A 25,180-nucleotide genomic window follows, 5' to 3' on the forward strand; every position below is an offset into this window, starting at 1 on the left:
CATTTAATAAACATTACTTTCAAATAGATTAAATAAGCCCAGCTTATAGACTGACCTTGGGGCGATCGCGACGCTGTCAATGGCTTCTTGGCGCGTACATGATAATCAGCGTTCCGAGGAGGGCAACCCCAGCACCGAGCAAATCAAACTTATCGGGGCGCACCTTATCAATTCCCCAACCCCAAAACAGAGCCACCAGCAGGAAAATACCACTATAGGCAGCCTGAACACGACCGAAATGCGCAGGTTGCAGCGTCGGTACCATGCCATACATAAAAAGGACGATCGCCCCTGCTAAGGCATACCAAATGCTTTTATGCTCCCGTAGCCACAGCCAGACAAGATAGGCTCCCCCCAGCTCTAGGAGGCCTGTGATCAGAAAGTAAAGTAGGGATTTTGCAACTTTCATCATCGCCGCAGTGCTTGCTATACACTGGAAACTACATTGGGCTGACGCCAGCATATGACAATTCAGTTGACGATTCGCCGCCAAGCACCCAACAAGAGCGCCTATTGGCAAGCCTTTGAACTAGAGATTGATCCTTCCCTCACCATTCTTGATGCCCTCATTCAAATCAAGGGATACCAAGACGGTAGTCTTAGCTTTCGCAAGAATTGTCGAAACACCATCTGCGGCAGTTGCGCGATGACGATTAATGGTCGTTCTGCCCTTGCCTGTCAGCAAAGTATTCATGCCGAGTTAGCCAATAGTCCTGTTCCCAACCAAATTGCGATCGCCCCCTTGGGGAATTTGCCTGTCCTCAAAGACCTTGTCGTAGACATGAGCGATTTTTGGCAAAAACTTTCAGCCGTCAATCCTTATGTGGGTAGAGCGGCACGACAAGTGCCTGAGCGGGAGTTTCTCCAATCCCCCAGCGATCGCGCCAAACTCAATGCTGCGGGTAACTGTATTCTCTGTGGTGCCTGCTACGGTGCCTGCAATGCCGTGGAAGTGAATCCCGACTTTGTTGGCCCCCATGCCCTTGCCAAAGCAGCTCGCCTTGTGGCCGATACCCGCGATAGCGAAACTGACCAACGCCTAGACCAATACAACACTGCCACCAGTGGTGTGTGGGGCTGTACCCGTTGTTTTAATTGCAATACAGTGTGTCCTGTGGGCGTGCAACCCCTCGATCGCATTAGTGAGATCAAGCAGGCGATCCTAGCACGCTCAACAACAGCAACCCGCAATCAAGACCGTCCTGTGCGCCATCGGCAAGTGCTCTTGGAACTAGTGAAAGAGGGTGGCTGGGTGGATGAGCGGCAATTTGGCCTACGGGTGGTGGGCAATCGCTTTCGAGATGTCGGTGGGGTTGTCAGCCTTGCCCCCTTAGGCTGGCGGTTATTGCGGCGCGGCAAGTTTCCACTGCGATTTGAAAAGTCTGCCGGTCAAGCCCAAATTAAGGCAGTGATCACCGCCCTACAGCAGCAACAGCTCTCTTCTAAAATGTGAGTACAAAGTGAAGGCTCTATGCCAAGCTAAAGAAGTTGTTTTGCATACCTAACACCATGAGTGAACCGACGCCCGATGATTTGACCCCGCAATTTGGTTGGTCGCGCTATGCGGAGCTGATCAATGGCCGCTTTGCCATGATTGGCTTTATTGCCCTGCTGGTGCTCGAGTGGGTGACTGGCCAAGATTTCTTTACGTGGGTGGGCTGGCGATAGGTTGTGGCGGCAACACTGCGCTTAGAGGGAGTCACGCGACGATTTGCTCTAGGAGTGGGAATTGGTCCACTCTCTCTAACTGTGCCCGCAGGGGCGCTTTGGGTGATTGTCGGGCCTTCGGGTTGTGGCAAATCTACCCTATTGCGGCTTATTGCTGGCTTGGAGCAACCCACCAGTGGCGAGATTTATATTGGGGAGACCTGTGTCAATGGCCGCAGTGGGCGCGATCGCGATGTGGCAATGGTCTTTCAGAACTATGCCCTCTATCCCCACATGACCGTGGCCGAAAACCTTGGCTTTGGTCTGAAAATGCGCGGTGTTGATCCGGCCACACGGCAGCAACGGGTGCTCCAAGTGGCTAAGCTCCTCGGGATTGAGTCCCTGCTGCAGCGCAAACCGCGTCAACTCTCCGGTGGTCAGCAGCAGCGGGTGGCCTTGGGAAGGGCCTTGGCGCGATCGCCCCAAGTGTTTCTCCTCGATGAACCCCTCTCCAACCTTGATGCCCAATTGCGCGAACAAACCCGTGCTGAACTGAAACAATTGCATCAACAACTGGGCATTACCACCCTCTATGTCACCCACGATCAAGCGGAGGCGATGACCCTTGGCGATCGCATTGTGGTGCTGGATCGCGGTCAAATCCAGCAAATTGGCACCCCTGCTGATCTCTACGACAAACCCGCCAATACCATGGTGGCGCGATTTCTGGGCACCCCACCGATGAATTTACTGCCCGCTCGCTGGGATGGCAGCCGCCTGTGGATAGCGCAGCAGCCCTTACCCTGTCCGGACACCCCCCATTGGCCGCTAAAAAGTGAACAACCCCTCACCGTGGGCATTCGCCCAGAGCATTTGTCTATCAGTGAGAAGGGCTTGGGGGCGATCGCCACCCTCGTTGAACCCCTAGGCCGCGAAGCCATTGTCCGCTGTCGCCTCATGGATAGTTCCCAAGAACTGCTGTGGTTAGCCCCTAATCACCAAATCCCTCAAATGGGTGACCCTCTCCAGTTGCAGGCTTGCCATCTTTATCTGTTTGACCCTACAAGCGGGGTGGCTTTCAATTTTGAGCCTAGCTGAAAATTCATCGGAACCCTTACCCAAGATTGGAGGGTTCGCTTAGAATACAACTAGGATTCTGTAAAATTTCGTAACTTCTGCGGCCAGCCCGTCCATGACTTCGGTAACCTCTCTTTTTTCACCTGTCGAAGCGGATCTCTGTGTACTAACGGAGAACCTGAAGGCACTGATTGGAGCACAACACGCCGTACTCTCTGCTGCCGCCGAACATCTTTTTGCTGCCAGTGGTAAGCGCATCCGACCCGCCATTGTCTTTTTGGTGTCGCGAGCCACGCTGCCCGATCAGGGGATTACTCCCCGGCACTGCCGCTTGGCAGAAATTACGGAAATGATTCATACCGCCAGTCTCTTTCACGATGATGTGGTGGATCAAGCGCAACTACGGCGCGGTGTGCCCACCGTCAACAGTGTCTTTGGCAATCGGGTGGCCATTCAAGCGGGAGACTTTCTCTTTGCCCAAGCCTCTTGGTACTTAGCGGATTTGGATAACCTGCAAGTGGTGAAACTCCTCTCCCAAGTGATCAAAGACTTTGCTGAAGGGGAAATTCGCCAAGGCTTTAACCGCTTTGACACCAGCATTACCCTAGACGACTATCTACTGAAAACCTACTACAAGACAGCTTCCCTCATTGCCAACAGTGCCAAGGCGGCAGCGGTTCTCAGTGAAGCGCCCCCAGAAACCATCGAAGCCATGTACACCTACGGCAAAAATTTGGGCCTAGCCTTTCAAATTGTGGATGACATCCTTGACTTCACCCGCTCCACCGCAGAACTAGGGAAACCCGCTGGCTCAGATCTGCGGGATGGCAACCTAACGGCACCCGTCCTTTTTGCCCTACCCAAAGCCCCCTATCTGCATACCCTCATCGAGCGCGAGTTCAGTGAAGAAGGCGATCTAGAAACCGCCCTCAACCTAGTGCGCCAAAGTGGTGCCATTGAAGACGCTCGCAATTTAGCCAAGGAATATGCCCAAGCGGCTCTACCGGCACTTGAAGTGCTACCCCCGTCGGAACCGCGTCAGGCCCTCAGCCAGTTAACAGATTATGTCCTTGAGCGGCTCTATTAAGCTGCCAGCAGAACGGTCTCCAATGCCCAGCGCATAAATCTCAGGAATTGGCCGAAAAATAGAAACAAGCCTTGCTTGGGGCAGTCCAATAGGTATAAGGGCGGGATCAGTAATCAATCCCCTACACTAGAGACAGGGATTGCGTCCACCCGACTAGCCTGCAGTTTGTTTTTATTTCGGGAGTGAATTTGTGGCACGAGGCGTTCAACAGCGTAAACCGGTGAGTTCTACTGTGGGTAGTCGGGGAAGGCAAAAAGTATCTCAAAAAAGCAGGGGTCAGCGATCGCGCCCTTCGCCATGGCGTACCCTAGGCTGGATTGCTGCCTTTAGTGGTGTGTCCTTGGTCTCTGCCTTTGCGGGCATGACGTTTGTATTGATGTCACCCTTTCAGGGCACGAACCATCGTGGCCAACGGGATCCCTCTTGGCTGGAAATGATGACACGGGGATTCCAATATGGCATGAGTCGGCCAGTGAACCTCTTGGTATTGGGGGTGGATGAGGTTCTAGGGGCTCCTCCCGGCTCCCCTGAACGGTTTCGTGGCCGCACCGACACGATGCTGCTGGCGCGGTTTAACCCTGAAAATGGCACGATTACGGTCTTGAGTATTCCCCGTGATACCCGTGTGGAAATTCCCGGACATGGCATCGACAAAATTAATGCCGCCAATGTTTATGGAGAGGTGGATCTAACGGTGCGGGTGGTCAGCGAAATCCTCAACTATACCCCCATTGATCGCTACATTCGCATTGATACGAGGGCATTTCGAGAATTGGTCGATCTGGTGGGCGGTGTCGAGGTCAACGTGCCCAAGCGGATGGTTTATACCGATCACACCCAAAAACTTTACATTGATCTTCAACCGGGGCTGCAAACCCTGAACGGGGAGCAAGCAGAGGGTTTTGTTCGCTTTCGTTACGATGAACTGGGGGATATTGGCCGTGCCCAGCGGCAGCAAATGCTGATCAAGGCGCTGCAAAAGAAACTGGCCAATCCCGTCATGCTGACCCAGTTGCCGAAACTCTACAGCGTCCTGCAAAAATATGTGGATACGGATTTAACCTTTGCCGAACTGATGGCGATCGCCCAATTTAGTCTGCGTATTGAGCCAGACAACCTGCGTTTGATTCTGCTGCCGGGACGCTTTAGTGGTGATGGCTATGCGGTCAGCTACTGGCTGCCCGACTATGACCGCATTGATCGGGTGGTTGCTGAGCACTTTAGCGATCGCCCCTCAAAACTAGTCAACTATACTTGGGGCGACAGTGGCACCCTGCGGATTGCCCTGCAAAATGCCTCCGGCAGTCGTGAGGCTGCTCAAGATATGGCGGATTTTCTCGCCCACCATGGCTATACCAATGTGATCATCAGTGAAGAGTGGTATCAGCAAACCCCTGAAACGGAAATTGTCGCCCAACAGGGAGACCTCAGCGCCGCCCAAATGATCCGCTCTGTCCTTGGCATGGGGCGTGTCTCTGCTAACTCCACTGGCGTCCTTTCCTCTGACATCACCATTCGCATTGGCCGTGACTGGGCGGCGGTGTTGCACTAGGTCAAGGTTGCTGGCAGTTTCTTGGTAACAGCCTCTGGTTCAAGGATGCGGTCAATGATGCCGTACTCCTTCGCCATCTGTGGGGTCATGTACAGCAGCCGATCCATATCACGGGTGATCCGCTCAGGGGGTTGACCGGTATTTTGCGCCAAAATTTCCACCATCATCGCCTTATTGGCCAGAACCTCCTTGGCACGAATTTGGATATCGGTGGCCTGCCCTTGGGCATAGCTCTTGGTTTGGTGCAGGACAATCGTGGCGTGGGGTAAGCTGGCGCGACACCCCTTGGTACCGGCCGAGAGCAACATGGCGGCCATCCCCATCGCTTGACCAATGCAGATCGTATGCACAGGGGGCTTAATGTAGCGCATGGTGTCGCAGATGGCAAAGGCTTCTGTTTCAAAGCCAATGGGTTCGCCATCGTAGCGGGAGGTTCCCGTCGAGTTAATGTAAATGCGGATGGGTTTTTCGGGATCGTCGTATTGCAGATAGAGCAGTTCCGCAATGATCAGCTCCGTAACCGCTGGCACCAAAGGCATGCCGAGATAGACGATCCGCTCCTTCAACAGCAGTGAAGGGAGATCGGGGGGTGGAGTGCGATAGTAGGCATCACCATAGTAGGCCGCTTGGGCAGCAGTAAGGGGCAACCGCATAGGACGCTCAGCAAATGACAGACTATCTGTACTTTAGCAAGGAATTGCCTTCCGGATCGGTGGGAAGCACCGCCTATAATCAAAGCAGAAATCCAATTCTTGGGTCATGAATCAACTCGCCAGTTCGCGGCTCACCTCCTCAGTGGTGGCGATCGCCATTGTCTTGCTGGTTGTCCTTTTGAATGCCGTGGTGATTATTAATCCTGGCCAAGCAGGGGTGCTGAGTATTTTGGGTAAAGCTCAGGATACTCCCCTCCTCGAGGGCATTCACTGGAAACCGCCGTTTATTGCCAGTGTGGATGTCTATGACGTAACTGTACAGAAGTTTGAAGTGCCAGCGGAAAGTGCCACCAAAGATTTGCAGGATATTACCGCCAGTTTTGCCATCAACTTTCGCCTAGACCCCATGGCCATCGTGGATGTGCGCCGCACCCAAGGGACCTTGGAAAATATCGTGGCCAAAATCATTGCTCCCCAGACCCAAGAGGCTTTCAAAATTGCTGCTGCCCGTCGCACGGCGGAGGAGGCCATTACCAAGCGCGATGAACTTAAGGAGGATTTTGATCATGCCCTCGGCGATCGCCTAGCCAAGTACCACATTCTCGTACTGGATACCAGTGTCGTTAACCTTGACTTTTCGGAGGAATTTTCCAAGGCCGTCGAGGATAAGCAAATTGCTGAGCAGCGGGCACAACGGGCGGTCTATATTGCCCAAGAGGCAGCTCAACAGGCGCAAGCGGAAATTAACCGTGCCCAAGGGAAAGCGGAAGCCCAACGCCTCCTTGCCGAAACCCTCAAAGCTCCGGGGGGCCAGTTAGTGCTGCAAAAGGAAGCGATCGAAGCATGGCGCGAAGGCGGTGCCCAAGTGCCCCAAGTGATTGTGATCAACGGCCAAGAAGGGCTACCCCCCTTTTTCCTCAATTGGACAGGAACAGCAGCAAAATAGCTGAGGGACGGTTCGATGAACTACAGGCTCAGCAGAGACTCAACAGATGAAGGGAGCGATCGCCCAAATCCCCCTAGAATTGAGAATAGCGATTTGTTCTTTTATTCTTTGATTTCTCGCGATACTGACCCATGATCTCCACCCCGCTTGCTGCCAATCAACAAATTTTACCCCTGACTGCGCAAACCAATGCCCGCGGCCATCTCACCATTGGTGGGTGTGATGTGGTGGAGTTAGTGGCTCAGTTTGGCTCTCCCCTCTACATCCTTGATGAATTCACCTTTCGCACCGCCTGCCGTCAATACCAAGACACCCTCCAGCGGACCTACGGTGGTGAATTTTTGGTGCTCTACGCTTCAAAGGCTTGGAACTGCTTGGCCACCTGCGCCCTTGCCCACAGTGAAGGCTTGGGGATTGATGTGGCCTCCGGGGGTGAACTCTACACTGCCTTGAGTGCCGGCGTCCCCGCCAGCCACATTTACTTCCACGGTAATAACAAGTCCCCCCAAGAACTCCTCTATGCCCTTGAGGTCAATTGCACGATTGTTGCCGATAACTGGCTAGAACTAGAGCGCCTTGCTGCCTACGTTGAGGAGCATGATCTCTCGACCCCACCGCGCGTCATGTTGCGGTTGACACCGGGGATTGAATGCCACACCCACGAATATATCCGCACTGGACATCTAGACAGCAAATTTGGCTTTGACCCGCAACAGTTTCCAGAGTTGCTTCAGTTTGCTAAGGCGCATCCCGAACTAGACTGGGTCGGACTCCACGCCCACATTGGCTCACAGATTTTTGAGGAACAACCCCATTTAGACCTCTGTGATGTCCTTGTGGATTGGCTGGCTCAAGCCCGTGGAGCGATGCTACCCATGCGCGAACTGAATGTGGGGGGTGGTCTTGGCATTCGCTATGTAGACTCCGATAATCCACCGGCGATCGCCCACTGGACAAAGGCCATTAGTCATCAACTGAGCCAAGCCTGTCAGCAACACCATCTTCCCTTACCCAAACTCATCTGTGAGCCGGGTCGCTCCATCGTTGGACCTGCGGCAGTGACGGCCTACACCGTGGGCAGCCGTAAGGTGATTCCTGAAGTGCGCACCTACATTGCGGTGGACGGGGGCATGTCCGATAATCCCCGACCCATTACCTATCAGGCGCAATATACAGCCCTGTGTGCCAATCGCATGACCACTGCCGCCACAGAAACCGTACGTGTTGCCGGTAAGCACTGCGAATCGGGCGATATTCTGCTGCCCCAAGTCACCCTACCCCCCCTGCAAGTCAATGATATTTTAGTGGTGGCCAGTACGGGTGCCTACAACTACAGCATGGCCTCCAACTACAATCGCGTGCCCCGGCCGGCGGCGGTAGTTGTCTGTGAGGGGGAAGCCAACCTGATCCTGCAACGGGAAACCTACGCTGATTTGGTGGCCCATGATGTCTTGCCCCTGCGATTGAGCACCCCCGCCCCCTAGGAGGTGACGAGCACAATGGGATGATAAGCCTCCTAGGTAACTTGTCGTGGCTGCTGCTGTCCTCGGAGACACTGGCCAAGGTGCGAACAGTCGTGGATGTGGTTTTGGTCTTGACCCTAACCTACGCTATTTTGCGGGTTGTGGCCGAGCGGCGAACCCTCTGGATGATACGGGGCTTTATCTTCCTCCTTTTGGCAACCTCCCTCAGTCGTGCCATTGAGCTACAGTTTTTGAGCTTTGTGCTGCACAACTTAGTGATTGGCTCTGCGGTGGCCTTAGCCGTTATTCTGCAATCGGAAATTCGCATTTTTCTGGAACAGTTGGGACGAGGACAGTTTTTCGGCTTTGTGCAGCCCGTGGCCGAGTCGAGTCTCACCAATGATGCCGTTGATTTGATTGTGACGGCCGTGAAGGGATTATCTCAGGATCGTACGGGGGCACTCATTCTCTTGGAAACCCATACAAAGCTCAGCCCCCAAGATTTTACCCATGCAGGGATCGCTCTCAATGCCCGCCTTTCGCCAGAACTCATTACCTCAATTTTTCAAGTGAGTTCCCCCCTGCACGATGGGGCAATTTGGGTGCGGGGTGCTGAAGTGATTGCGGCAAAGTTGATCCTGCCCCTCTCGGATCGCACGGGGCCTTGGCAGTTGGGCACTCGCCATCGCGCCGCCCTAGGGATTACCGAACGCATTAGCCACTGTGTCTGTGTAGTGGTCTCTGAGGAAACGGGGTCAATTTCCCTTGCCTTTAAGGGGGAGCTTCAACGTCCCCTCACAAGCAGTAAACTAGGGGAATTGTTGCGGCAATATGTGCAGGATCAAGAAACGGGAACTTCACAACCCCGTCAACGTCGGCACAGCTTAAAATTTTGGAAAACGGTATGGCCACTGCGCTAATTTCCGCCAATAGGATGTGTCCATGACGCTACAGCCCCATTCACTCATTGAGTTACCCGCTGATTTGGATCGCGATCGCCTACCTCGCCATGTGGCGGTGATTATGGATGGCAATGGCCGCTGGGCAAAGCAGCGCAATTTACCGCGCATTATGGGACACCAACGCGGGGTGGACACCCTCAAGGATCTGCTGCGCTGTTGCAAAGATTGGGGCATTGAAGCCCTGACCGCCTACGCCTTCTCCACAGAAAACTGGGGGCGCCCCCTGCCGGAGGTGGATTTTCTGATGACCCTCTTTGAGCGAGTGTTGCGGCGGGAGCTGGCGGAAATGGTTGCCGAGGGCGTGCAAATTCACTTTGTGGGTGACTTGGCGTGTTTGCCGAACTCCCTACAAGCGGAAATTGAGCGAGCGATGACCGCTACGGCCAATAACCAAAAAATTAAATTTGTGGTGGCAACCAACTATGGTGGGCGACGGGAAATTATCCACGCTTGCCGTTCGATTGCAGCCCAAGTGAAAGCGGGACGCCTTGACCCCGCCGATATTGATGAAGTACTCTTTGAACGCCATTTGTACACGGGCGGCCTACCGGATCCCGATTTGTTGATTCGCACCAGTGGCGAGATGCGCGTCAGTAACTTTTTGCTGTGGCAGGTGGCCTATTCAGAAATTTACGTCACCAAGACCCTCTGGCCGGATTTTGACCGCGCTGCTTTCCATGAGGCGCTCCGGGATTACCAACAGCGACAGCGGCGATTTGGCCGTGTCTAAAGGGGACGATTTCAGTGGAGAATAGGAAAGCCCGCCGGGTACGTATTGGAGCGATACCGTGACCCCCCAATTGCGCATTTATGTTCCCCCTCATCCCCTCATTCAACACTGGCTAACGGTGGCTCGCGATCGCAACACGCCCACTCCCTTATTTCGGGTGGCAATGACAGAACTGGGGCGGTGGCTGGCCTATGAGGCGGCGCGGGAATGGTTGCCAACGGTGGAAACAGTGGTTGAAACGCCCCTTGCCCCCTGTGCAGCGCTGGTGGTGAATCCGCAAGTACCCGTCGTGGTGGTACCCATTTTGCGGGCGGGTTTAGCCTTGCTCGACGGTGCCCAAGGGGTCTTACCCACAGCAAAGACGTACCACTTAGGGATTGTGCGGGATGAGGCCACCCTTGAACCCAGTTGCTATCTCAATAAGTTGCCCCCGCAGTTTGACCCGCAAACCCGTGTCCTTATTAGTGAGCCGATGCTGGCAACGGGAGGTTCAATTATGACAGCAATGCAGGAATTGGTGCAGCGGGGGATTGACCCAGCCTTGGTGCGAATTATTTCCGTGGTCACTGCGCCGCCAGCTTTGCAGAAACTCGGTGCCCATTTTCCCGCAGTGCAAGTCTATGCGGCCACGATTGATGAGACAGTGAATGAGCAGGGCTTTATTGTGCCCGGCTTGGGGGATGCGGGCGATCGCGCCTTTGGTACCGGGGAGGAAGTGTAACCGATGATGACAGTGGTGACTGTGCCAGCAACAACGGCTAATTTGGGTCCGGGGTTTGATTGTCTGGGAGCGGCTCTCACCCTCACCAATACGTTTACCTTTTCCTTGAGCGATCGCCCCCATGTCAATGTGCGGGGCACTGAGGCAGGCGGTGTCAGCAGTAGCTCCGACAATTTGGCCTATCGTGCCTACCACCGTTTCTATCAATATCTAGGGCGTGAAGCCCCACCTGTGTATTTAGAGATTGATCTGGGGGTTCCCCTCGCACGGGGTCTCGGCAGTTCAGCGACCGCAATTATTGGCGGCTTAGTAGGGGCAAATCGGCTGGCGGGCTTTCCCCTCAGTCATACCGAGGTTCTAGAATTGGCCATTGAAATGGAAGGCCACCCCGATAATGTGGTGCCGGCCTTGCTAGGGGGCTGTCGTCTTGCTGTCCAAGGGAGTGCAGGGGGATGGCATTGGCTAGAAATTCCTTGGAATCAGGATGTGGTGCCGATTGTGGCGATTCCAGACTTTGAGCTAGCCACGGAAACAGCGCGGCAAGTGCTACCTCCCCACTGTACCTACGGTGATGCAGTTTTTAATATCAGTCACCTTGGTGCTCTGCTGCGGGGTTTGGAAACGGGTCAACGGGAGTGGCTGCAACTGGCCTTGGGCGATCGCCTGCATCAACCCTACCGCCAAAGTCTGATCAAAGGCTATACCGACCTCCACAGGGCGGCTCTTGAGGCGGGTGCCCACGGTTTGGTCATTAGTGGCGCAGGCCCCACGCTTTTAGCCCTTGGGGATCCCGTTACCGCTTCCGCCATTGCCACTGCCCTCAAGGAGACTTGGGCAAAGTTTGATGTGCAGGCACGGGTGGAGGTGCTGGCCATTCAACGCCAAGGGACAACGGTGCGCGATCGCTAGCAATCTTAGGCAATTGTATAGCATGCTTCCCTGTCAATAGGAGGTGATTAAATGAGCCAAGAACAGGATGCCCTGACAACGGAAGTGCTGCAACGCCTACGCCGCAAGGAGGGCACTTGGCAGGATTGGGGGGCCGGATGCCAGCAACTGCAAAAACAAGGGCTATCTCCCCAAGCGATTTTTGAGGCCACGGGCATTGAACCCATTCACCAAAATCAACTGATCATTGCCCTGCAAGTGAGTCAGAGCCTACGGGAAGCCCCTGAATCTGTGCGTGCCTATTTTCAAACGCGGGGCAGCGATCTGCTCTATGAACTGCGGGTCTTATCAGCGGGCGATCGCCTTGCAGCAGCCACCCTCATTGTTGAGAAACAACTGGATGTCACTGCGGTTCATGAGGTCTGCCGTGCCCTCAAGGCCGTGAGCTATCAAAAGGATGACAGTGCAGGTTTTGGTGAGAGTGTGGGCGATCGCATTGGTCGCTACTATTGGCAACTGGCGCGGCAGCAACGCGATTTAGCCCAGCGATCGCGCCTTATTGCTCAGGGCTTTCGCTTTGTTGAATCCGCCACAGGTCGCCAAGCGCTTGAGAAACTGCTGACGGACTTGACCGTGGTTCCCGCTGCTAGCCAACCCCGACTTCCCCTTTACCGCTTGGATTCCGCTGAAGACCTGCCCTACCTCGTTCCCATGGCAGGAACAGCCCCCCTCACTGCCGCAGCCTTTAATCAAGTACCGCAGTTAACTTCTACAGGTGCTTTTCAATTAGTCGCTGTTCCTCAACCCATGACCCTAGTGGCTCTCCCCAGTTGGCAGGTTCTCCTGAATGCTGTTGACCCAGTCGGGGTGCTTTGGCCAGTGGCAGACCTACCCACAGAATTACCGCCCACGCCTGCGGGACTCCCCATTGAACAAGTGCTCCTGATTGTAGATCGTGGTCTTCCAGAATGGGAGCGCGATCGCTATCTGTTGATTGCACCTAGGGCCAGCGATCCTGTCCAACTGGCTTGGTTTCCTGAACCCCCTACAGCGCCAATTCTTGGCCAACTCCTGCTCGTCTTACGCCCCCCCCAAGTGCTGGATGAGAGTATCAACAAGGAACTTTGGTTCTTTGAGGAATAGCTTAACTTTAGGCGAGATTCACCACAACGCCCAGAGCGCTACTACTCCCCAAACTGTAATCTGCCAAGGCTAGTCGCACCGGCTGCTGGGGTGCCTTCAGATTCACTACCACAAGGGTCTGATCCACCAGTCCCGACCAGAGTTTGGCATCAGCAAAGTTGGCCAAGGGGGGTGTATCCACAATCACCAGATCAAAATAGTTTTGCAGGTGAGCCATGAACTGTTTGAGCGTGTCTTGGCTGAGGAGCCGCATCGGCTGTTGCCGCAACTCACCAGCGGTTAAAATTGCAAGACCGCGCCGCGCCTGAGCAACGCTATACCAGTGCCGCCGATGAATTAACCAATCTGCCAAGCCCTGTTCATTCGTCAGGCCGAGATAGCGGTGAATCTGGGGTCGCCGTAAATCCCCATCAATCAGCAGAACCCGCTGACCCGTGCCTGCGGCAGCAAGGGCAAGATGCAGAGCAACGGTGGTGCGCCCATCGGTGGGTAGGGCTGAAATCACGGCTAACGAATGCCCCAAACCCACGGCCTGGAGGTTGGCAAACACATGGTGAAAGGCTTCCTGAAACTTCACCCATTCCCCGACAGAGGGTAGGACTTGAGTCACCTGCCACAGCCCTGAATTGCCCTTCACCACGCGCTCTAGGCGGAGATTGGTTTGGGGGGTTGCCTTGGGAATTTTGCCAAGGAGGGGCAAGCCGAGGGCATCTTCCACTTGGGCTGGACTGACAAACGTATTGGCGGCTGCATCTGCAACATAAGTAGCCAGAACCCCCAACACAAGGCTGGCGATCGCCCCTAGCACCAACAGCAGTAAGCGCGGGAAGGTGGGTTGGACAGCGGGATTCTCTAAATCCGTCAACACCTGCCAAGCAAAGTTATTCTGTGCTAGTTGTAGTTGCACTGCCTGTCGGGCTTGATTGAGCATCTCGAGGGAGAGGTTGGCCGTCCGAATCCGATGTTCAAGGCGATCAATGGCGGGGAGTTGGCTACTCAGTTGTTGTAATTGTTGGGCAACTGTCCTTTGAGGGGCAGCCAATTCGGCGTCATAGCGCCGCTGGTTTTCGTATTCAATCCACGCCGTAATGTAGTTGGTAATCAGCGTTTGTGACACTGTTCCCTGAAAGCCCAGAGCCGTGGGGTTGTCCACTTGATATTGCTCACCAATCACTTGGCGGGCGATCGCCTGCAATTGCTCCACCAAAACTCGCCGCTGTTCCTCAAGAGCTTGGATAACGGGTGTCCCTTCCCGAAAAATGGCTAGATTCTTGGCAATTTCTTGATCCAGTTCTTGAATGCGTGCCAGTTGTTGCTGATAAGCAGGGGAGGTACTTAAATTCGCTGCTGCTAGGGCTTCGGCGGGTGTCATCTTGAGTTGTTCTTGAAACCCTTGAAAACGACCGTAGGCTTCCACGGCCTTCAGGCGAGCCGCTTGGCGCAGGTTGTGGATTTGGCGATACTGTTCTGTTAAAAAGCGCAGTTGTTCTGAGGGTTGCAGGCTCGTGCCTTGGGGTTGGCTGGCTTGGAGTTGCTGCTGGAGTTGCTCTAATTCTGTAAGGTGCTGATTGATGTCTTTGTCCAGTTGCTCTAGGGTGCGATTGAGTTGTTCTTGGCGATCGCGCTGACTGTAGTCAACAAACGCCTCTGCCACGGCCTTTAATACTGCGGTCACGATTTCTGGCTGGCGATCGCGATAGGCCACTTCTAGCACTTTTGTTTGGGTCGGCAGTTGCTCTGTGGCGGAACTAACCACTGGTCGAATTTCCAGATGCTCAGCTAAGACCCGCGTGGTCAGATGGGGATACTGCTGTTGTAGTTTCTGGGCAATGGGTGCCAGTACTTTGTCACTTTCTAGAACGAGAATCTGTGCCCCCACATCCACTGGAGGGGGTGTGGTTGGCGGCGGGGAGGGGAGGGTACTGGCAATGCCATCACGGGGGGTCAGGGTTGGCGCAGGCTGTGGTTCCTTCACTGGTTCCATCAGGAGGCGAAAATAGGCCTCGTACATTTCGGGTTGCCAGAAAACATACCCCCCCATGACCAAGAATGAGAGTAAAACCGTTCCTGACAGTAGTCGCCACCGTCGCCGACAGCGATCGCTAAAAGCTTGCAGCCCACCCTTGTTAGAACTTTTTCTGGTGCTGAACCGTGATGGATTTCGCTGGCGATCGCCCGCAGGACGCACTTCGCGATCAACGACCCGTAAATTGGGTATCTTTTTTGGGAGCGACATCAGTAGTACGCCATTCCTAATCAAATATGTTAACTAAGTTGAGGAACACTCCTAAGGTTCCTAAGGCGCCGATCGGCCGCAGGGCATTCCCAATCGTATCCCCCACCTGCGTTAGCCCTGACCGTTCCACCACAATCACATCCCCCTGTTGCAACACAGGATTATTGTTGGCATTGGGTTGAGCCGCCAAGCTAAAGGGAATCCGTCGCCGACTGACTGTGCCATCACGATTCAGCCGCACCAGCGTCACCCTAGACATATTGGCACGTTGCACATTGAATCCGCCAGCCGCCCCAATTCCCTGAGTGAGCGTGGCATTGGCTGGCACTTCGACCAAGCCCGGTCGCAATACTTCGCCCACAACCTGCACCCGAATCACCTGTGGCGAAAACGTTGCCGAGGCCACCCGTACGGCTTCAGCCGCATTCACTTCCTTCGCCTTGGGCACCACAATCACATCATCACTGCGCAGCGTGATATCTTGGTTCGCATCCCCCGACTGAATCATCTCCCAAAGATTAATTCTGGTTACGGCTGTTTGGCCATTCCCCAGTTGGCGGCGTATCTCAATGTTGCGAATATCGGCCTCTTGGGTAATTCCACCGCTTTGAGCAAGGACTTGGCTCAGGCGAGGCCATGTTAAGCCACCGGAAAGGCCGATACCGGGGGCAGAAGCTGATACAGAAGTAAAAGGAACAACATAGGAGCCTGGACGGCTCACCTCACCTGCCACCAAAATCTTCATGGGGCGCGGCGTCTGCAATGTAACCGTTACTGCTGGAAAGCGCATGACTTTACTATAGGCGTTCAGAATCACCTGCTCCGCTTGGGGGAGAGTTAAGCCGCCCACCATGACGCGCCCTGCCAAAGGTAGGGTGACTGAGCCATCGAGATTAACAGTGAATTGTTGCTGACCAGTAACACTGGCTGGCAGGTTGACCACTTCAATGAAAAGCACATCCCCTGCACCTAGGAGATAGTCCTGAAGGGGGTTAATGCTGGTAAAACTATAGGAGCTTGGACTGAGGGGCATGGGTTGAGCAGTGGCCGAGCGGGGTACCATCAGTGTTGCCCCAAGGGTGAATCCACTGGCGATCGCCAGCGTGATGACGGTGTTGTGTAGCCTTGGCAATGATTTGCACCCCATGGTTCATTCTCCTCACTCACTTGTTTGTTCTACCATACGCCATCTATTCGCCACCAAGGTCATGAAAAAAGGCTTTAGAATGAGTGCAAATGGCCTTGTTACCTCATTGTAATGCTGGATTCGCCACTCATTTGCCTAGAACAGATTTCTAAAGTGTATGGCCAGGGGGAAACGGAAGTTCACGCCCTTAGGGAGGTGAATCTCAACATTCAGCGGGGAGAATACTGTGCAATTATGGGGGCTTCGGGGTCAGGGAAGTCCACAATGATGAATATTATGGGCTGTTTGGATCGCCCGACCTCTGGTCGCTATTTTCTCGATGGCCAAGATGTGGCACACCTCAGTGATGATGAACTCGCCCATATTCGCAATGCCAAGATTGGTTTTGTCTTTCAACAGTTTTACTTGCTGGGGCAGCTAACGGCACTGGAAAATGTGATGCTACCCATGGTCTATGCCCAGGTTCCCCCCAAGGAACGGCGCGATCGCGCGATCGCTGCATTGGAACAGGTGGGGTTGGGTCACCGCCTTGAGAATCGCCCCAATCAACTCTCGGGAGGACAGCAACAACGGGTGGCGATCGCCCGCGCCATTGTCAATCAGCCGCTACTCCTGCTCGCCGATGAACCCACCGGTGCCCTCGATAGCCACACCACGGCAGAAATTCTTGCTATCTTTGGGCAACTCAATGCGGCCGGCATGACAGTAATTATGGTGACCCATGAACCCGATGTGGCGGCTGTCACGCACCGCATTATTCAGTTTCGTGACGGTCAAATTCTTTCCGATCGCCCCAATGTGCCTAGCCCGCTGACGGCACCTGCTTTATCTTAAGAAGGGGAGCGACTGAGAAAAAAAGCAATGGCAAAAGCAGTTTGGAAAGGCGCAACCTTGGCCGAGAGCGATCGCTATGAGTTGGTCGAAGGCAATGTTTATTTTCCGCCAGAGGCACTCAATCCGGCCTATTTTCAGCCCAGCGATACCCACACCGTTTGTGGTTGGAAAGGCACAGCCAGCTACTACCACGTTGTTGTCAATGGTGAGGTGAATCGTGATGCTGCGTGGTACTACCCCGATCCCAAGCCGGCGGCAGCTAATATCAAAGGCTATGTGGCGTTTTGGCGCGGGGTACAGGTGACGCACTAAGGGGAGCAATTCCCGCTCGGTTGAGAATTTCCGGAATCAAATCCTCACGGCGCACCGCCATTAAATGCACTCCCTGACAGAGTTCCCGTGCCTGTTGCACTTGCTCGGCAGCAATAGTTATCCCTTCATCGAGGGGATCAGCGGCAGCGGCAAGGCGATCGATAAGGTGCTGCGGAATCGAAGCCCCCGGCACGGCGCGATTGATAAACAGGGCATTTTTGGCCGACTTGAGGAGAAAAATTCCAGCAAGAATGGGTCGCCCACAGCCAGCGGCAATCTGATCCATAAACTTGGCTAGCCGCTCAAAATCGGTAATTAACTGCGTTTGGAAAAATTGAGCACCCGCTGCCAATTTGCGTTCAAACCGTTGTTGCAGTCCTGACCAACTGGCAGACTGAGGATCAACCGCAGCGCCAGCAAAAAGTTGAGTGGCGCCATCGGGTAGGGGACGATCCTCGCTATCCACCCCTTGATTCAGTTGGCCAATAATGCGCAATAGACGTACAGACTCTAAATCAAAAACGGGCTTGGCTTGGGGATGATCGCCAGCTTTGACCGGGTCTCCTGTGAGTGCCAAAATGTTGTGCAAACCTAGAGCAGCAATGCCCATAAGATCGGCTTGTAGGGCAATGCGGTTGCGATCGCGACAGGCGATCTGGCAAATGGGTTCAAACCCCTGCTGTTGCAACAAATAGGCGGCTGCCCAAGAACTCATGCGCAACACAGCGCGACTGCCATCGGTGACATTAACCGCATGAACCCGCCCCTTGAGATGGGCTGCTTGGCGCAACATCGTACTGGCATCCCTACCCTTTGGGGGGCAAACCTCTGCGGTGATGAGAAACTCACCCTGCTCACAGGCAGCTTGAAAACGCGAGACTGACAAGGAAATGGCTAGAGCGCGACTAGGCAATTATCATACAAGCTAGTGACGCCTGTTCCTAGGCCGCTAAATAAGCGGTCACCGTCTGCACCAAGGTCTCTGTCCAATAATCAGCAACACTTTGCTGCTCGGCTTCCACCATGACGCGGATAACGGGTTCTGTCCCAGAGGCACGTACCAAGACTCGCCCGCGATCGCCCATATCCAGTTGCGCTTTGGCAATCATCTGCTGCAGAGGTTCACACTCCTGCCAGTGGAGCCGCCGCTGCCGATCGTCAACACGGACATTGCGGAGAATTTGCGGGTAGGCGGTAAAACTTTGGTCTCGCAGTTGTGCCAAGGATAGACGGGAATCCTGAACTAGGGTCGCTAAATGAACCGCTGTGAGCAAGCCATCCCCCCCCACACCATAGTGACGGCAGAGGATATGTCCCGACTGTTCTCCCCCTAGCATGGCACCGTGGCGCAGCATCTCTGCATGGACGTATTGATCGCCCACTGCTGCCCGCACCAGTTGTCCACCCCGCGCTTGCCAAGCTCGCTCAAAGCCGAGATTCGACATCACAGTGGCGACAATCAAATCCTTAGGGAGTTGTGCCTGCGACTGAAGCCGTTGTCCCCAGAAGTAGAGAATGTGATCGCCATCAACCACCCGTCCTTGACTATCCACCGCCAGCACGCGATCGGCATCGCCATCAAAGGCAAACCCCATAGCGGCACGGGTTTCACGGACAGCCTGTTGTAATGGTTCTAAATGGGTCGAACCGCAGTTGACATTAATGCGATCGCCATCGGCGCGATCGTGGAGAGCAATCACCTCAGCCCCTAGGGCATGGAACACCGTCGGTGCCACCGCTACTGCAGATCCCCAAGCCAAATCCAACACCACCCGCAGTCCCCGCAGCGGTTGACGATCCTCAAGGGGGGCTTGCACCGCATGGCGATAGCGCTGAAGCAATTCGGGACGATGATGCAAATGCCCCCAGTACTCCGTATGGGGCAAGGATAGGCCAGCATTTAGGTGGGCTTCAATTTCTTTTTGCAGATCAGGGCTGAGCTTGCTGCCATCGCTGCCAAAAATTTTAATGCCGTTATCGGTGGGGGGATTGTGACTGGCGGAAATCATGGCGCCGCCCATCGCCTCTGTGGTGGCGGTCAAATAGGCAATACAGGGAGTCGGGCACAAGCCTACATTCCACACTTCAAAACCAGCGGCGGTTAACCCTGCGGCCAAGGCTGTGGCCAACATATCACTGGAGTTGCGGGAATCTTGACCAATGATAAAAGGGCCTTGGGGTGCATCCGTCCTTTGTCGCAGCACTTCTCCCACCCAATATCCCAAGCTTAAGGCCAAGTTGGGGGTTAGCAACTCCCCCGCCCGCCCACGAATGCCATCGGTTCCGAACCGAATCGGCTGCTGCCCAATCATGGTTGATTCCTCACGCCACACCAACACTCATTATTTTCTAGTCGATCTCCTGAGCTATGCAGGAGACGATTCTTAACATTTATTCACTCTCTCTGGACTATAGCACCTCTATGAACCTTTGCTGCCACATCAACGTCCCCCCACAGGAGTATTCTGGATCAGCGGGAATTGAGGCAAAGCCAAATGTTACCACCCGACCTGCGCCAGCAATTGCAATCGTCCCAAGGGCGACTCCTACACTTTTTGGAGTCCTTTTCCTCAGCACGGGTACTGGTGGTGGGGGATCTCACCCTCGATGAATTCCTCACGGGTCAGGTGGAACGCCTCTCGCGGGAAGCCCCTGTTCTGATTTTGCGCCATGAGTTTACCCGCCAAGTGCCCGGCGGCGGTGCCAATGCCATCTACAATTTGGCCAAGTTGGGTGCTCAGGTGCAGGCGGTGGGTCTGGTGGGTGAGGATTCTCAAGGGCAAGCCCTGTGTGAGATTTTTCAAAGGGCAGGAATTGATACCCAAGGAATTTTTAGGGATCGCGATCGCCCCACCGTGACGAAAACCCGTATTTCTGGCCATGCTCGCCAGTCGGTGACGCAGCAAATTGTGCGCGTGGATCGCAAGTCCGATGATCTGCCTGCCCCAGCCCTTCAGGAGGCGCTAGCGGCCTTTATTCGTCAGCAGGTGGGGACTGCCGATGCCGTGGTTTGCTCCGACTATGGCGATGGTGTCTTTACACCCCCTGTGATTGCGGCTGCCCTAGAGCATGAGCGCACGATTGTTGATACCCAACGGGATTTAGCTCGCTATCGCGGTGCTTTCCTATTTACGCCGAACCTGCCAGAAGCAGAGGCAGCGGTGGGCTACCCAATTCGCACAGAGGCCGAGGTACTGCGAGCTGGGGAAGACCTGCTGGAGTTGACGGCGGCTAAATATATGCTGATTACGCGGGGGGATGCTGGTATGAGCCTCTTTAGTCGCGAGGCGGCGCCCTACCATTTACCCGCCTTTAACCGTACGGATGTCTTTGATGTCACTGGCGCAGGCGATACCGTTGTTGCTGCTTTAACCCTTGCCCTTGTGGCGGGTGCCAGTCTTTGGGAGGCGGCAGTTTTAGGCAATTTGGCTGCCAGTATTGTCGTACGTCAGTTTGGCACAGCCACCACATCCACCGCCGAGATGGCGGCAGCCCTTCACCATTTGCTGGAAGATTAATCCCGCGTCGCCTGCTGCAACCATTCCAGAATCCCTTGAGCCAAGGTATGGGCAAGCTCGGCTTGGGCTTGGGGGTTAACAATCCACTCAAACTCTTCAGGGTGAATCATAAAGCCCAGTTCCAGCAGCACCGCAGGGGCAATTGTCGGACGAGTCAGGGCAAGGTTATTCCAAAACACACCATACTGCTGCCGCCGCAGTCGCTGACTGAGATACCCCTCTAGGAAAACGGCAAGGTCATGGCTTTGGGGATGATACCAAAAGGTGCCAATTCCTTGGGTATTACGGGCATCGCCAGCATCGGGGAGAGCATTGTAGTGCAAGCTGAGGGCAAGGGTGGGTTGGGCTGATTCAATGGCGAGAAGGCGATCGGGCAAGTCCAGATCAATATCCTCTGTGCGCGTCAAAATGACTGTTGCCCCAAGGCGTTCTAGCTCGGGTGCCAGTTTTTGGGCCAGTGCCAATGTGACGACCTTCTCTGGGGTACCATCTGGGCCGCGTGCTCCCAAGTCCTCAGGCCCGCCATGGCCGGGATCAAGGAGAATTTTAATCCCCCGCAGGGGTTGTGTCCCCCGTTGGAGTTGGGGTGGATGACGCAGTTGCAGCACTAGTCGATTGCCCTCATAGGCCACGCGATAGCCCCACTGTTGGCGATGATGCAGCGTCAAGCGATACTCCACCCGGTCTTGATCAAGGGGGTACCAGTCCAGGCGCTGGATGACGGGATCGGCATTGAGGCGAATGATGTCGGTTTGGGGAATCGTGTTGTGGAGCGTCAGGGTGAACTGGCGATCGCCCTGCTGAATCGAAATCGGTACGGGCACATCCAAAGGAAAGCTGATTTCTGTCCAACCCGCAAGCTGACGGCTGGTAATACTGCGGATGGTGGCTGTTGTCGGCAGAGCACTGGAGAGGAACCGCACTTCATTGGCGCGGATCCAACCCCCATAGTCCAAATGCAGCCAATCCCCCGTTTGTCCGCGTACCCGTGCGCGTGTTCCCACTGGCAAGGGCGTCAGCCGGGAATAGTCAGTGCTAGGACCTGTGCGTGCCACCCCACCAAGGGAGCGGGTGACTTCAACAACAGGTAATTGCGTTGGCTCAGCCACACGAATGCGGGCACCCAGTTGGCGTTGGTTTCCTAATTGCCATTGAATCGGGCCATAGTCGCCCACTTCGGTGAGCTGGAGGCAATTGCGATAGAGAGAAGGGCGAGCAGTAACCACATCCGCTTGATGAATCAGCGCAGCCAGATTAGAGGGCAGTTGCACTTGGGGCGGTAGGGGTTCTAGGGGCAGAATGCGCTGGCCCACTTGGACTTGCACAGCGCGATCGCTGGGGGCAGCAGCAGTAAAGCAAACAATTTCATTGGCTAGGCGCACTAAATCGGCTGTTGGCTCTAGGGGTTGTAGGGTGGTCGGTACTTGGGGCACCGTGCGGGTGATGGCAAAGTCAAGGCGCTGATCTCCAGCTTGGAGGGTGATGTGATTCAATCCGGGTTGCAGGGGAAGCCTAGGGGCAAAGTGTCCCGCTGGCGAGCGATCGCCAATCACTCGACCATTGAGCGTCACCACGACCTGTGGCGGTGCTGTGCCAATAAAGAAAATCTGAGGGGCACTGGTGGTGTGCTCTCGCGGCGGATAAACCACTTGTAGCGAACCCTGTGCTGTTGCTGGCTGGAGTGAACTCACCATGAGTGCACCAAAGAAACTCAAACTCAACCTATTTACCCCCAACCCTCATACATTTCTTAATCCTTTCTTCAGATTACAGCCCTTTTCTAAGATGCGGGGTGCCCATGATGCCGTTTTGCCTATTGTGGTTCTGTTTAATCCTTGTGAAAAGGAGTGTTATAAAAGTCAATCACTTCTCAGAAAAAAGAAAAAGTTTTCTCTTAGGCTACTTATGGAATTCGTTGATCCCCGCTAGATTAGCATATTTTTTAACATTGGGATCATTGCCATCTCTGGGAAATCCATCCATAATAAAAAATGTCCTCTCTCATAAATTGCCTTAATGTTGCGCAATACTATTTCTTTGGTCTTGTTATTTTGAAACGCAAGTTTGCGCAGCGCCTTTTATCACAAGTTCATGTCCATCAAAAAGAATTTAAGGATTATTTAACTATGGTTACCATGCAAACGATTCACTGTCCTCACTGTGGTAAATTAGCCCTTCGCCAACGCTATGGCTCCGTGAGTCACACCCAGTGTCCCCACTGTGATTACGTCCTAACGATGTGCGATCGCACAGGACGGGTGCTAGAGGCCTACACGCCTGAAATTACTCATGTGGGTCAGTATGGCGCCAACCTCACCTGCACCATAGAGCGAACACGGGCACTGTGCTAGCAAGAATTCATTAGAAGAATCTAAAGATTGATGAGGAAAATCCTGAGAGTTGTTAAGATAGTTTACATATGGCTATCTTACTTCTACTGGTACTGGCATTGGTGCTGTGGTCGGTGCGACTCCTCCACGGTGCCTACCGCCTCCGGGATTTTTCCTTACTGCTGGCCAGTGGCCTCGTGGCCATCTCAGCGGGAGGTGTGATTTTTGTCTATAGCCTGATGAATGGCTGTGTCGGCTATCTCAGTCAAGGGCAGCCCATTCCTGAATCCGATGCGCCTGTCATTATGTCTGATGTGGCCTACTTTGAGAGTGCCTCTGGAGCAACGACCCCAACCTTTAGCCCCTAAGTCTGACTCACGATCCAAACGTAGGCGATCGCCAGCGTCAACACTGTGAGCGGTGCACCAAAGCGCAAGTGCTGCCAAAAGGAAAACCGCTGCCCTGAGCTAGCAGCGGCCTCAACGGTAATTAAATTAGCCACAGCACCAAAAAGCGTAAGATTGCCCGCGAGGGTACTTGTGGCTGCCAGTAGGTACCAGAGTTGATCGGCACCTTTGGGGATAAACTGTGCGAGCAGCAGCACCGTGGGCACGTTAGAAATTAAATTTGACAGCAGTGCTGTAATCACCACGAGGGGCAAGGGCTGATTCACCCAAGGGCGCAAAACGGCTAATAAATCAAAGTTTTGAATACAGCGGGTAAGAATAAACAGACCCGCAAACAGAACCAATAGTGACCAATCCACCTGAGCAAGGATGCGCTCTGGCTTCACCCGACGGGTGACCAGTAAAGCTGCTGCCGCCAAAAGAGAGGATTCTGCCAAGGGAAAGCCGAGCAGAAAGGCCAAAAACATCAGCCCAGAGACAATCAGTGTCTTGTGGAGTAACCCTTTTTGCACCTGCACCGGTTGGAGCGTAGCCAATGTACAGGGTTGGCGCGATCGCACCTCCGGATAGAGCCACCCCAACCAAACCACTTGCAGCCCTAACCCCAGCACTGCGACGGGAACCATCACTTGGGCAAACGGCAGATATCCTAACTCGGAAAACGATCCCACGAGGATATTTTGGGGGTTGCCGCTGAGGGTGGCTACAGAACCGATATTCGTTGCCGCTGCGATCGCTAGCAGATAGGGCACTGGATTTAAGCCCAAGACATGGGTAATGCGCAGGGTTAAAGGCGTCGTCACAAGGGCAAGGGTATCATTCAGAAAGACCGCCGATAGCATTCCCGTCGCCACAGCGAGAAACACCAACAACCCCAAGGGACTGCCACTAAAGCGCACCACCGTCACCATCGCTATTTGAAAAAAGCCGCTCAAGCCCAGATAAGCATTGACAATCATCATGCTGAGCAAGAACACGATGGCTTGGGGATCAATGGCTTGCCATGCAGTGGGTAGATCAATCGCCCCTAAGGCAATCAAAAGAGCCGCACTCACAAGGGCGATCGTTGCGCGATTCATACATAGCCCCGGCACCCCCCCAAGGGCTAAGGCACCGTAGCTGAGGGCAAGGATCAGAAGTTGCAGGAGAGACCGCAGCACCTACTGTTGGGTTTGAATTTTCTTGGCCTCTAGGGCATCGAGCAATTCCCCAAGAGCCGCCATGTCATCACCGTCATATTCCCGCTTCCACAACAGTTGGGAAATTTGGTTTTCAATGGCTGAGGTTAACACTTGGGTTTCGAGCACCCGTTGCACTAAGCGTTGGATCATCATAGGGGTTCAGCAGCTTAGACAGTCGTTCTCTAGGGTAGCCCATTGGCTGTGGGGCAAATGGAAGGAACCACTTTCTCAAGTGGCACAATTTGCTATAGTGGGGGCACTGGGATCAGCAAAGCGTTGATCCTAAGCTGGGGATCGTTGTCCCGTCAATAAATCGTGTTTCGATAAATTAAGGAAAGTTGAAATT

26 protein-coding genes are annotated in these 25,180 nt (G+C 54.2%); 17 read left to right on the forward strand and 9 right to left on the reverse strand.

All coding sequences use genetic code 11. The annotated features are described in order from the left end of the window. Positions 1 to 76 precede the first annotated feature (76 nt). Positions 77 to 409, reverse strand: a complete 333-nt coding sequence (locus tag QYC28_RS07310; protein WP_315863028.1) for a YnfA family protein — start codon at positions 407 to 409, stop codon at positions 77 to 79. Between the two features lie 54 nt (positions 410 to 463). Between QYC28_RS07310 and QYC28_RS07315 the strand changes: the two genes are divergently transcribed. From QYC28_RS07315 to QYC28_RS07335, 5 genes are all read left to right on the forward strand, one after another. Further along, positions 464 to 1,453, forward strand: coding sequence for a succinate dehydrogenase/fumarate reductase iron-sulfur subunit (locus tag QYC28_RS07315; protein ID WP_302679223.1), 990 nt, complete (start codon positions 464 to 466; stop codon positions 1,451 to 1,453). Between the two features lie 56 nt (positions 1,454 to 1,509). Next, complete coding sequence (locus QYC28_RS07320; RefSeq protein ID WP_149819543.1) at positions 1,510 to 1,668, forward strand: chlorophyll a/b-binding protein; 159 nt, start codon at positions 1,510 to 1,512, stop codon at positions 1,666 to 1,668. Between the two features lie 3 nt (positions 1,669 to 1,671). Continuing rightward, entirely contained in the window at positions 1,672 to 2,745 is a 1,074-nt protein-coding gene (locus QYC28_RS07325) for an ABC transporter ATP-binding protein (RefSeq protein WP_286625150.1), read from the forward strand. Between the two features lie 94 nt (positions 2,746 to 2,839). Next, positions 2,840 to 3,811, forward strand: a complete 972-nt coding sequence (sds, locus tag QYC28_RS07330; RefSeq protein ID WP_011057594.1) for a solanesyl diphosphate synthase — start codon at positions 2,840 to 2,842, stop codon at positions 3,809 to 3,811. Between the two features lie 190 nt (positions 3,812 to 4,001). Then, positions 4,002 to 5,363, forward strand: coding sequence for an LCP family protein (locus QYC28_RS07335; protein ID WP_302679224.1), 1,362 nt, complete (start codon positions 4,002 to 4,004; stop codon positions 5,361 to 5,363). On the opposite strand, the gene QYC28_RS07340 is transcribed toward QYC28_RS07335, so the two are convergent. After that, positions 5,360 to 6,016 (reverse strand): ATP-dependent Clp protease proteolytic subunit, encoded by a 657-nt coding sequence (locus QYC28_RS07340; RefSeq protein WP_149819549.1) that lies wholly within the window; start codon positions 6,014 to 6,016, stop codon positions 5,360 to 5,362. The genes QYC28_RS07335 and QYC28_RS07340 overlap by 4 nt on opposite strands. 106 nt (positions 6,017 to 6,122) lie before the next feature. On the opposite strand from QYC28_RS07340, the gene QYC28_RS07345 reads away from it, so the two are divergent. From QYC28_RS07345 to QYC28_RS07375, 7 genes are all read left to right on the forward strand, one after another. Then, positions 6,123 to 6,962 carry a prohibitin family protein gene (locus QYC28_RS07345; RefSeq protein WP_149819551.1) on the forward strand — a complete coding sequence of 280 codons (840 nt, stop codon included), beginning with the start codon at positions 6,123 to 6,125 and terminating at the stop codon, positions 6,960 to 6,962. Positions 6,963 to 7,093: 131 nt separating this feature from the next. Further along, complete coding sequence (gene lysA, locus QYC28_RS07350) at positions 7,094 to 8,446, forward strand: diaminopimelate decarboxylase (protein ID WP_302679225.1); 1,353 nt, start codon at positions 7,094 to 7,096, stop codon at positions 8,444 to 8,446. A gap of 20 nt (positions 8,447 to 8,466) precedes the next feature. Further along, on the forward strand, positions 8,467 to 9,345 hold the full coding sequence (gene cdaA, locus QYC28_RS07355) for a diadenylate cyclase CdaA (protein ID WP_149819555.1): 879 nt from the start codon (positions 8,467 to 8,469) through the stop codon (positions 9,343 to 9,345). A gap of 22 nt (positions 9,346 to 9,367) precedes the next feature. Next, positions 9,368 to 10,117 (forward strand): polyprenyl diphosphate synthase, encoded by a 750-nt coding sequence (gene uppS, locus QYC28_RS07360; RefSeq protein WP_302679226.1) that lies wholly within the window; start codon positions 9,368 to 9,370, stop codon positions 10,115 to 10,117. 58 nt (positions 10,118 to 10,175) lie between these two features. Continuing rightward, positions 10,176 to 10,838: a uracil phosphoribosyltransferase gene (gene upp, locus QYC28_RS07365; protein ID WP_149819559.1), complete on the forward strand. Its 663-nt coding sequence runs from the start codon at positions 10,176 to 10,178 to the stop codon at positions 10,836 to 10,838. A gap of 3 nt (positions 10,839 to 10,841) precedes the next feature. Further along, on the forward strand, positions 10,842 to 11,747 hold the full coding sequence (gene thrB / locus QYC28_RS07370) for a homoserine kinase (RefSeq protein WP_302679227.1): 906 nt from the start codon (positions 10,842 to 10,844) through the stop codon (positions 11,745 to 11,747). Positions 11,748 to 11,798: 51 nt separating this feature from the next. Then, positions 11,799 to 12,869, forward strand: coding sequence for a RuBisCO accumulation factor 1 (locus QYC28_RS07375; protein WP_302679228.1), 1,071 nt, complete (start codon positions 11,799 to 11,801; stop codon positions 12,867 to 12,869). A 7-nt stretch (positions 12,870 to 12,876) separates the two neighbouring features. On the opposite strand, the gene QYC28_RS07380 is transcribed toward QYC28_RS07375, so the two are convergent. Together QYC28_RS07380 and QYC28_RS07385 are read right to left on the reverse strand one after the other, a co-directional pair. Further along, positions 12,877 to 15,105 carry a polysaccharide biosynthesis tyrosine autokinase gene (locus tag QYC28_RS07380; protein WP_302679229.1) on the reverse strand — a complete coding sequence of 743 codons (2,229 nt, stop codon included), beginning with the start codon at positions 15,103 to 15,105 and terminating at the stop codon, positions 12,877 to 12,879. A 16-nt stretch (positions 15,106 to 15,121) separates the two neighbouring features. Continuing rightward, complete coding sequence (locus QYC28_RS07385) at positions 15,122 to 16,252, reverse strand: polysaccharide biosynthesis/export family protein (RefSeq protein ID WP_302679230.1); 1,131 nt, start codon at positions 16,250 to 16,252, stop codon at positions 15,122 to 15,124. A gap of 111 nt (positions 16,253 to 16,363) precedes the next feature. On the opposite strand from QYC28_RS07385, the gene QYC28_RS07390 reads away from it, so the two are divergent. Beyond that, the gene (locus QYC28_RS07390; protein WP_302679231.1) at positions 16,364 to 17,086 is read left to right on the forward strand and encodes an ABC transporter ATP-binding protein; all 723 of its coding nucleotides are present in this window, start codon (positions 16,364 to 16,366) and stop codon (positions 17,084 to 17,086) included. 27 nt (positions 17,087 to 17,113) lie between these two features. After that, a complete protein-coding gene (locus QYC28_RS07395; protein WP_286625162.1) occupies positions 17,114 to 17,398 on the forward strand; it encodes a DUF427 domain-containing protein in 285 nt (94 codons plus the stop codon). Here QYC28_RS07395 and QYC28_RS07400 read toward each other — a convergent pair. Both QYC28_RS07400 and glmM read right to left on the reverse strand, forming a co-directional pair. Continuing rightward, a complete protein-coding gene (locus QYC28_RS07400) occupies positions 17,352 to 18,290 on the reverse strand; it encodes a methylenetetrahydrofolate reductase (protein WP_302680063.1) in 939 nt (312 codons plus the stop codon). The two genes, QYC28_RS07395 and QYC28_RS07400, sit on opposite strands and share 47 nt — an antisense overlap. Positions 18,291 to 18,339: 49 nt before the next feature. Next, positions 18,340 to 19,710: a phosphoglucosamine mutase gene (gene glmM, locus QYC28_RS07405; protein ID WP_302679232.1), complete on the reverse strand. Its 1,371-nt coding sequence runs from the start codon at positions 19,708 to 19,710 to the stop codon at positions 18,340 to 18,342. Positions 19,711 to 19,893: 183 nt separating this feature from the next. On the opposite strand from glmM, the gene rfaE1 reads away from it, so the two are divergent. Beyond that, positions 19,894 to 20,916, forward strand: coding sequence for a D-glycero-beta-D-manno-heptose-7-phosphate kinase (gene rfaE1 / locus QYC28_RS07410; RefSeq protein WP_302679233.1), 1,023 nt, complete (start codon positions 19,894 to 19,896; stop codon positions 20,914 to 20,916). Here the strand turns inward: rfaE1 and QYC28_RS07415 are convergent. Continuing rightward, a complete protein-coding gene (locus QYC28_RS07415; RefSeq protein ID WP_302679234.1) occupies positions 20,913 to 22,610 on the reverse strand; it encodes an N-acetylmuramoyl-L-alanine amidase in 1,698 nt (565 codons plus the stop codon). The genes rfaE1 and QYC28_RS07415 overlap by 4 nt on opposite strands. 432 nt (positions 22,611 to 23,042) lie before the next feature. Here QYC28_RS07415 and QYC28_RS07420 point away from each other — a divergent pair, with 432 nt between their 5' ends. Next, complete coding sequence (locus QYC28_RS07420; RefSeq protein WP_149819579.1) at positions 23,043 to 23,267, forward strand: replication restart DNA helicase PriA; 225 nt, start codon at positions 23,043 to 23,045, stop codon at positions 23,265 to 23,267. A 68-nt stretch (positions 23,268 to 23,335) separates the two neighbouring features. After that, positions 23,336 to 23,614 carry a hypothetical protein gene (locus tag QYC28_RS07425; protein ID WP_149819581.1) on the forward strand — a complete coding sequence of 93 codons (279 nt, stop codon included), beginning with the start codon at positions 23,336 to 23,338 and terminating at the stop codon, positions 23,612 to 23,614. Here the strand turns inward: QYC28_RS07425 and QYC28_RS07430 are convergent. Then, positions 23,611 to 24,813 carry an anion transporter gene (locus QYC28_RS07430; protein WP_302679235.1) on the reverse strand — a complete coding sequence of 401 codons (1,203 nt, stop codon included), beginning with the start codon at positions 24,811 to 24,813 and terminating at the stop codon, positions 23,611 to 23,613. The genes QYC28_RS07425 and QYC28_RS07430 overlap by 4 nt on opposite strands. Then, positions 24,814 to 24,987 (reverse strand): hypothetical protein, encoded by a 174-nt coding sequence (locus tag QYC28_RS07435; RefSeq protein WP_149819585.1) that lies wholly within the window; start codon positions 24,985 to 24,987, stop codon positions 24,814 to 24,816. Between the last annotated feature and the right edge of the window lie 193 nt (positions 24,988 to 25,180).

Source organism: Thermosynechococcus sp. HY596 (genome assembly GCF_030518715.1).
Taxonomy (GTDB): Bacteria; Cyanobacteriota; Cyanobacteriia; order Thermosynechococcales; family Thermosynechococcaceae; genus Thermosynechococcus.